5 protein-coding genes are annotated in these 7,362 nt (G+C 69.1%); 2 read left to right on the top strand and 3 right to left on the bottom strand.

The features are described 5' to 3' along the window. Nucleotides 1-304 precede the first annotated feature (304 nt). Entirely contained in the window at nt 305-1,312 is a 1,008-nt protein-coding gene (locus ACWBNA_RS47425; RefSeq protein WP_482710816.1) for a stage II sporulation protein M, read from the bottom strand. A gap of 134 nt (nt 1,313-1,446) precedes the next feature. On the opposite strand from ACWBNA_RS47425, the gene ACWBNA_RS47420 reads away from it, so the two are divergent. After that, nucleotides 1,447-2,502, top strand: coding sequence for an RDD family protein (locus tag ACWBNA_RS47420; RefSeq protein ID WP_482710815.1), 1,056 nt, complete (start codon nt 1,447-1,449; stop codon nt 2,500-2,502). A 56-nt stretch (nt 2,503-2,558) separates the two neighbouring features. Here ACWBNA_RS47420 and ACWBNA_RS47415 read toward each other — a convergent pair whose 3' ends face one another. After that, a complete protein-coding gene (locus tag ACWBNA_RS47415; protein WP_482710814.1) occupies nt 2,559-3,173 on the bottom strand; it encodes a hypothetical protein in 615 nt (204 codons plus the stop codon). Between the two features lie 157 nt (nt 3,174-3,330). Next, on the bottom strand, nt 3,331-4,788 hold the full coding sequence (gene ahcY, locus ACWBNA_RS47410; RefSeq protein WP_482710813.1) for an adenosylhomocysteinase: 1,458 nt from the start codon (nt 4,786-4,788) through the stop codon (nt 3,331-3,333). Nucleotides 4,789-5,256: 468 nt separating this feature from the next. On the opposite strand from ahcY, the gene ACWBNA_RS47405 reads away from it, so the two are divergent. Continuing rightward, the coding region (locus tag ACWBNA_RS47405) for a fructose-specific PTS transporter subunit EIIC (protein ID WP_482710812.1) at nt 5,257-7,362 on the top strand (2,106 nt) is incomplete at its 3' end.

Raw genomic sequence — 7,362 nt, 5'->3', positions numbered from 1 at the left:
TCAGATCCTTTTCCGATCCGATTTCCTCGGTGCTTTCCAGGTTCCCGCTCTCGCGTTTCCCTTTCCGGCGGTTCCGACTTTATCAGAAGTTCTGAGCCGGTCTGACCGGCTGTCGTTTCCGATTCATCGGGAGGGGGCTTCTTTGAAATCGAGATTTCTAGAAGCAGACAGACACTCACTGTTGCCGAGCCAGATTGGTACCGAGCTCCAGACAACTGTTTGAATCTACCTCCCCGCCAGCTCCGTGTCAATGGCTCTTCCGGGGCGAAGGAGACAGTAGCAGCTCAGCGGGGTTGCACGCACATCAGGCGGCCGTCGGAACGGTGGCGCTGCGTTCGGCTGCCTCGACATCGCCGGTGTCTCCGGCGCGGACCGCGCGGGGGCCCAGTACATAGACGTACGCGAGGAAGGCCAGTTCGGCGGCGATGCCGATACCGATGCGGGCCCAGGTGGGCAGGCCGGAAGGGGTGACGAAGCCTTCGATGGCGCCGGAGACGAAGAGGACCAGCGCCAGGCCTATCGCCATGCCCACGGCGGCTCGTCCCTCTTCTGCCAGAGCCGAGCGTCGGGAGCGCGGGCCCGGGTCGATCACCGTCCAGCCGAGGCGCAGCCCTGTGCCGGCCGCGACGAAGACGGCGGTGAGTTCGAGCAGGCCGTGCGGAAGGATGAGGCCCAGGAAGGTGTCGAGGCGCCCGGCCGAGGACATCAGGCCGAACCCGACTCCGAGGTTGAGCATGTTCTGGAAGAGGATCCAGAGGACCGGGAGACCCAGGAAGACCCCCAGGACCAGGCACATGGCTGCGGCCTGGGCGTTGTTCGTCCAGACCTGAGCTGCGAAGGAGGCTGCGGGGTGGCTCGAGTAGTACGTCTCGTACTGGCCGCCGGGGCGCGTGAGCTCGCGCAGCTCGGTGGGGGCCGCGATGGATGCCTGTACTGCGGGATGCGTGCCGATCCACCAGCCCAGGAGGGCCGCCACGACTGTGGAGAGGAGCGCCGTGGGTACCCACCAGTGGCGCGACTTGTAGACCGCGGCGGGGAAGCCGTGGGTCAGGAAGCGGGTGGCGTCGCGCCAGGAGGCTCGCCGGGTGCCTGTGACAGCGCTACGCGCGCGTGCCACCAGTTGGCTGAGCCGGCCGGTCAGTTGCGGGTCGGGGGCGCTGGACTGGATCAGAGACAGGTGGGTGGCGGTGCGTTGGTAGAGGGCGACGAGTTCGTCGGCCTCGGCACCCGTGAGGCGGCGTTGACGCCGGAGCAGCCCGTCGAGGCGGTCCCATTCGGCCCGGTGGGCGGTGACGAAGACGTCGAGGTCCATCGGTCTGCCTGCTCCTCGGCTGGTCGTCGGGCCGTTCGTCGTGGGGTCAGCTTGTCGTACTGCGGCGCGCCGCGCCCTCAGCTTGGCAGACTGGCGGTTCTCGGGGCAGGCCAGGGGAAGGACGGCGGACGGACGTGAGTGATCTCGTGACGGGCGAGGCGGTGGCGCTTGAGTTGCGCCCCGCGAAGCTGCCCAGCAGAGGCTTGGCCGTACTGATCGATCTGGCGGTGGCCGTCACCGTCTATGTCGTCGTGACCATCGTTCTGGTGTCCGCCACCGCTTCCCTCGACGAGGCGGCGCAGGTCGCGGTGTCGATCGCGGCGTTCCTTCTCGTACTGGTGGGGGCGCCGATCGCGGTCGAGACGCTCAGCCATGGGCGTTCGCTCGGGAAGCTGGCGTGCGGGCTGCGGGTGGTGCGGGACGACGGCGGGCCGATCCGGTTCCGGCACGCGCTGGTGCGGGGGGCGATCGGCGCGGTCGAGATCCTGATGACGTTCGGAGTCGTCGCCTGCATCGCTTCCCTCGTCTCGGCTCGAGGGCGTCGGCTCGGTGACGTGTTCGCGGGAACCCTGGTCGTACGGGAACGCGTGCCGGCCGCGCGGACGGGTTTCGTGCCTCCGCCTCCGCCCTGGCTGGCCGGGCGTTTCTCGGCGCTTGACCTGTCGGCGGTCCCGGACGGCTTGTGGCTGGCGATCCGCCAGTATCTGACGCGGATGCAGCAGTTGGATCCGCAGGTCGGCTGGGCCATGGCGGAGCGGCTCGCCGCTGATCTCACGGCTCGTACGGGAGCCCCGGCGCCGCAAGGCGTGCCGCCGGCCGCGTTCTTGGCGGCGGTGGTGCAGGAGCGACAGGCCCGGGAGGTTCGGCGGGCCTTCGGCGCTGGTGCGGGGTATGCGGGTGGCTGGCCAGGCGGTGGTGGTGTGCCCGGTTCCGGCGGTGTCCCGCATGTTGCTGGTGCGCCGGGTATGTACGGGCCTCCGGCGGGGCAGCACGCGGCGGCCGTTGCTCAGCCCGCCGCCTCCGGTGCGTGGACCGCTCCTGCAGGGGATGGGCAGACCTCGGCTACGAGCCCGAGCACCCGGGTCGGCAGTGGGCCTGAGATGCCGGAGCGGCCGCCCCAGCCCTCGGAGCCGTCGCAGCAGGCGCCGGCCGCCGGTCGTCCCGGCACCGGGTTCGTACCGCCTGCCTGACCGGTCGACGGCAGTCGGCGCGCTCACGGTCTCGACCGTGCGGCGGGCGCCCTCGCTCAGGCCGATGTCGACGGCGGGGACTCGAGGTCTTCCAGCTCGATTCCGGGTGCCGCGAGCACCACGTCGCCCGCGATGTGAACGGTGTGCTGCTCCCCCGTGTCCAGGGCTGTGACCTGGTATTCCTCGACGGTCAGGGGGTCGTTGTCAGTGCCGTGTGCTTCTCTTTTCAGCAAGGCCCAGGACTGGTCCACGGTGCGCGGTGCGAGGACCGGGTCCGTGAAGGCGACGAGGCGTACGCGCGTTGCTGTGGCGGAAGGGGTGAGGCGGAGGAGACGGGTGGTGGCGACGAGGAATGCGGGGGATGTGCCGGTGAAGGCGTGGGCGGCGACGTTGCCTTCGGTCGCGTGGGTTCCGGTGGGGTCCGTGCGGACCCAGGTGACGCCGTCGAGGGCGGCACCGCGGACCTGCCAGCTCGCGGCATGCAGTTCCAGGCGGATGGGGCGGCCGAGTTCGTCGAGGGTGAGGTCGACGGAGCCGCTGTGATCGCCCGAGGGGGTGGTCAGTTGAGAGACATAGCGCCAGCCGGAGGGGCCGGGGGCGCAGTGGAAGTGCTCTTCTGCGAGGGGGGTGTGATCGTGCGGATCGTGGAGCGAATAACGGCCGCGGGGCATGAGGGTCCTGGTGGTGGGGCTTGACGGGGCTGAGCCGGCCTCGGCGGCCAAAGGGGCAGGCCCCCGGCACGGGGGTGCGGGGGCCTGCCTCTGAGGACCTGCTGTTGCGGGAGCGCGTCAGTGCACGGACGTGCTCGCCGCGAGCCGAGGTACCGGCTCAGTAGCGGTAGTGGTCCGACTTGAACGGGCCGTCGACCTCGACGCCGATGTACGCGGCCTGCTCGGGGCGCAGCTGGGTCAGCTTCACGCCGAGTGCGTCCAGGTGGAGGCGGGCGACCTTCTCGTCGAGGTGCTTGGGCAGCACGTAGACGCCGGTCGGGTACTCGTCGGGCTTGGTGAACAGCTCGATCTGGGCCAGGGTCTGGTCCGCGAAGGAGTTGGACATCACGAACGACGGGTGACCGGTGGCGTTGCCCAGGTTCAGCAGGCGGCCCTCGGACAGGACGATGAGCACCTTGCCGTCGGGGAACTTCCAGGTGTGGACCTGCGGCTTGACCTCGTCCTTGACGATGCCGGGGATCTTGGCGAGGCCGGCCATGTCGATCTCGTTGTCGAAGTGGCCGATGTTGCCGATGATCGCCTGGTGCTTCATCTTGGCCATGTCCGAGGCCATGATGATGTCCTTGTTGCCGGTCGTGGTGATGAAGATGTCGGCCTTGTCGACGACCTCGTCGAGGGTCGTGACCTGGTAGCCGTCCATCGCCGCCTGGAGGGCGCAGATCGGGTCGATCTCGGTGACGATGACGCGGGCGCCCTGTCCGCGCAGGGACTCCGCGCAGCCCTTGCCCACGTCGCCGTAGCCGAAGACGACCGCGGTCTTGCCGCCGATGAGGACGTCGGTGGCACGGTTGATGCCGTCGATCAGGGAGTGGCGGCAGCCGTACTTGTTGTCGAACTTCGACTTGGTGACGGCGTCGTTGACGTTGATCGCCGGGAACAGGAGGGTGCCGTCGCGCTGCATCTCGTACAGGCGGTGGACACCGGTCGTGGTCTCCTCGGTCACGCCGCGGATCTCGGAGGCGACCTGAGTCCACTTCTGCGGGCTCTCAGCCACCGTGCGGGTCAGCAGCTGGAGGAACACCCCGTGCTCCTCGGACTCGGCGGTCTCGACGTCCGGGACCTTGCCGTCCTTCTCGTACTCGACGCCCTTGTGGACGAGCATCGTGGCGTCGCCACCGTCGTCCAGAATCATGTTCGGGCCGCCGGTGGGGGTGTTCGGCCAGGTCAGCGCCTGCTCCGTGCACCACCAGTACTCCTCCAGGGTCTCGCCCTTCCAGGCGAAGACCGGGACGCCCTGCGGGTTTTCGGGCGTGCCGTTCGGGCCGACGGCGATGGCGGCGGCCGCGTGGTCCTGGGTGGAGAAGATGTTGCAGGAGGCCCAACGGACCTCGGCGCCCAGGGCGGTGAGGGTCTCGATGAGCACCGCGGTCTGGACGGTCATGTGCAGGGAGCCGGTGACACGGGCGCCAGCCAGGGGCTGCGCCTCCGCGTACTCCTTGCGGATCGACATCAGGCCGGGCATCTCGTGCTCGGCGAGGGTGATCTCCTTGCGGCCGAACTCGGCCAGGGAGAGGTCGGCGACCTTGAAGTCCTGTCGGTTGTCGACAGTCGTCATTCGAGCTGCTCCTCGGGATTGGGGCGAGGTGGGTACGGCTGGCCTGCGCGGCGGCGGACACAGGGGTGCCCCGAAGGAGGACACAGGCATGCCCGCGTGCGCGCAGCGCAGTCCGTCGGAGGCCCTCTCTCCCTCGGCCGGTCCGCGGTGGGACCGCCCGACCGCCATCAGCAGCGACGTCTGGCTCCCACCCAAGCTACACGGTGGGCCCGGCCGTCCCCAGTCCGCCTCCGAACACATTGCGCCGATCCGAGATCGTCGTCGGTGTCGGTGGCGGGCTGCTTCGGCAGCGACAACAGGACAGTCACGAACGCGAGGACAGGAGGCGACGGACCGGGACAAGGGGTGCTCTCGCGCCTTTGAGCACGGGTGCGCGTGCTGGAGGATGCGAGGAGATCGGAACCTCTGATCGATCCTGCGGGGCGTCCGGGACGGCGTTCCGCGTGACAAAGGCGTTGGGAGATCGATGTGACCATTCCGGCCGGCCCTCCCCCCACGGGCAGCGGCGATGGCGAGCGCGGGCGGCTGAGGCTGCTCGCGGTGACCGCGTGCCCGACCGGCATCGCACACACGTACATGGCGGCGGAGAAACTCGCGCAGGCCGCCGAGAGCCGCGGTATCGACATGAAGGTGGAGACGCAGGGATCCATCGGTGCGGAAAACATCCTGGATGACAACGATGTCAGCGCTGCGGACGGCATCATCGTCGCCGCGGACAAGGATGTGGATCTGAGCCGTTTCGTGGGCAAGCGGGTTCTCACCGTCGGCGTGGCGGAGGGCATTCGCCATCCCGAGCGGTTGATCGAGCGGGTGCGGTCGGCACCGGTTCACACCGGGGGTGGCGCGAGCAAGCCTGCCTCCCAGGAAGGCGGCAAGGAGCGGAGTGTCGCGTACAAGGCGCTGATGAACGGGGTCAGTTACATGATCCCGTTCGTGGTGGTCGGTGGGCTGCTGATCGCCGTCTCGCTGTCGCTCGGCGGGCACACCGACCCCTCCGGGGGTCTCGTCATCCCGAAGGACTCCTTCTGGATGGACGTGAACAACATCGGAGTCATCGGCTTCACGCTGATGGTGCCGGTCCTGTCCGGTTACATCGCCTACGCCATCGGGGACCGGCCCGCGCTCGTGCCGGGCATGATCGGTGGCTGGATCGCCAACACGGGGGCGCTGTACGACTCGAAGGCGGGCGCCGGTTTCATCGGGGCGATCGTGACCGGGTTCCTCGCCGGGTATCTGGTGTTGTGGATCAAGAAGGTCAAGGTCCCGAAGTTCGTGCAGCCGATCATGCCGATCATCGTGATCCCGATCGTGGCGACCACGGCACTCGGACTGTTCTTCATCTACGTCGTCGGGAAGCCGATCTCGTGGGTCTTCGAGCATCTGACCAACTGGCTCAGCGGGATGACGGGCACGAGCGCGATCCTGCTCGGCGCGATTCTCGGCCTCATGATCGCGTTCGACATGGGCGGGCCGGTCAACAAGACGGCGTTCCTCTTCGGCGCCGGGCTCATCGCGACCGGCAACCAGACGGTCATGGGCATGTGCGCGGCCGCGATCCCGGTCATGCCGCTGGGCCAGGGACTGGCCACGCTCATACGGAAGCGCCTGTACACAGAGCAGGAGCGGGAGACCGGCCTCGCCGCGCTGTTCATGGGCTGCTTCGGCATCTCCGAGGGTGCGATCCCGTTCGCGGCGGCGCGGCCCGCGCAGGTCATCCCGGCCAACATGCTGGGCGGCGCGGTGGCCGGTGCGGTCGCCGGAGTCTCCGGCGTGGAGGACGCGGTGCCGCACGGCGGGCCGATCGTCGCGGTGCTGGGCGCGGTGAGCGGCGTGCCGATGTTCTTCGTGGCCGTGGTGATCGGCGCGGTGGTCACCGCTTTGACCACGGTCACGCTGGTCGACATCGGCGAGCGGAAGCGGCGGGGTGCCCCGGTCGTCGGCACAGGTGTGCTGGGGGCCGAGCCCGCGCTGGTCGGGGCGGGTCCCGCGGGTGCCGTCATGTCGCAGCCGGTCGTGACCGGGGCTGCCGCGACGGGCCCGAGCGGTCCCGCCGTGGAGACGGCGGGGATATCGGAGACAACGGGGATCGTGGAGACAGGGGGTATCGCGTCGGCCGAAGCCGACGACGAGCCCGACGGCAGCAGGCCGGTCCTCTCCGGCTACCTCACCGAGCAGACCGTGAAGGTCTCGCTCGACGCACGTGACAAGGAGGCCGCCATCCGCGAGATGGCGGGGCTGCTGGCGCGGAGCGGCAAGGTGGCGGACTCCGACGAGCTGGTGCGGACGGCATTGCGGCGCGAGGAGCAGGGCACGACCGGCCTGGGCGAGGAGATCGCGATTCCGCACGCCAAGACGGACGCGGTGACCGCGCCCGTGGTCGGATTCGCACGGTCCGTCGAGGGGGTGGAGTGGGATTCCCTGGACGGGACGAGGGCGAAGCTGGTCTTCATGATCGCCGTGCCGGAGGCGGCCGCGGGTGACGAGCATCTGCGGATTCTGGCGCTGCTGTCGCGGAAGTTGATGAACGCCGGGTTCCGCGAGCGGCTGACGGCGGCCGCGGATGAGGCCGGCGTG

It is taken from the genome of Streptomyces sp. Q2, from assembly GCF_056820935.1.
This window is presented reverse-complemented; position numbering and strand designations above follow the sequence as displayed.

Coding starts and splice junctions, on each gene's coding strand:
- ACWBNA_RS47425 (WP_482710816.1), bottom strand. CDS start 1,312: ATGGACCTCGACGTCTTCGTCACCGCCCACCGGGCCGAATGGGACCGC.
- ACWBNA_RS47415 (WP_482710814.1), bottom strand. CDS start 3,173: ATGCCCCGCGGCCGTTATTCGCTCCACGATCCGCACGATCACACCCCC.
- ahcY (WP_482710813.1), bottom strand. CDS start 4,788: ATGACGACTGTCGACAACCGACAGGACTTCAAGGTCGCCGACCTCTCC.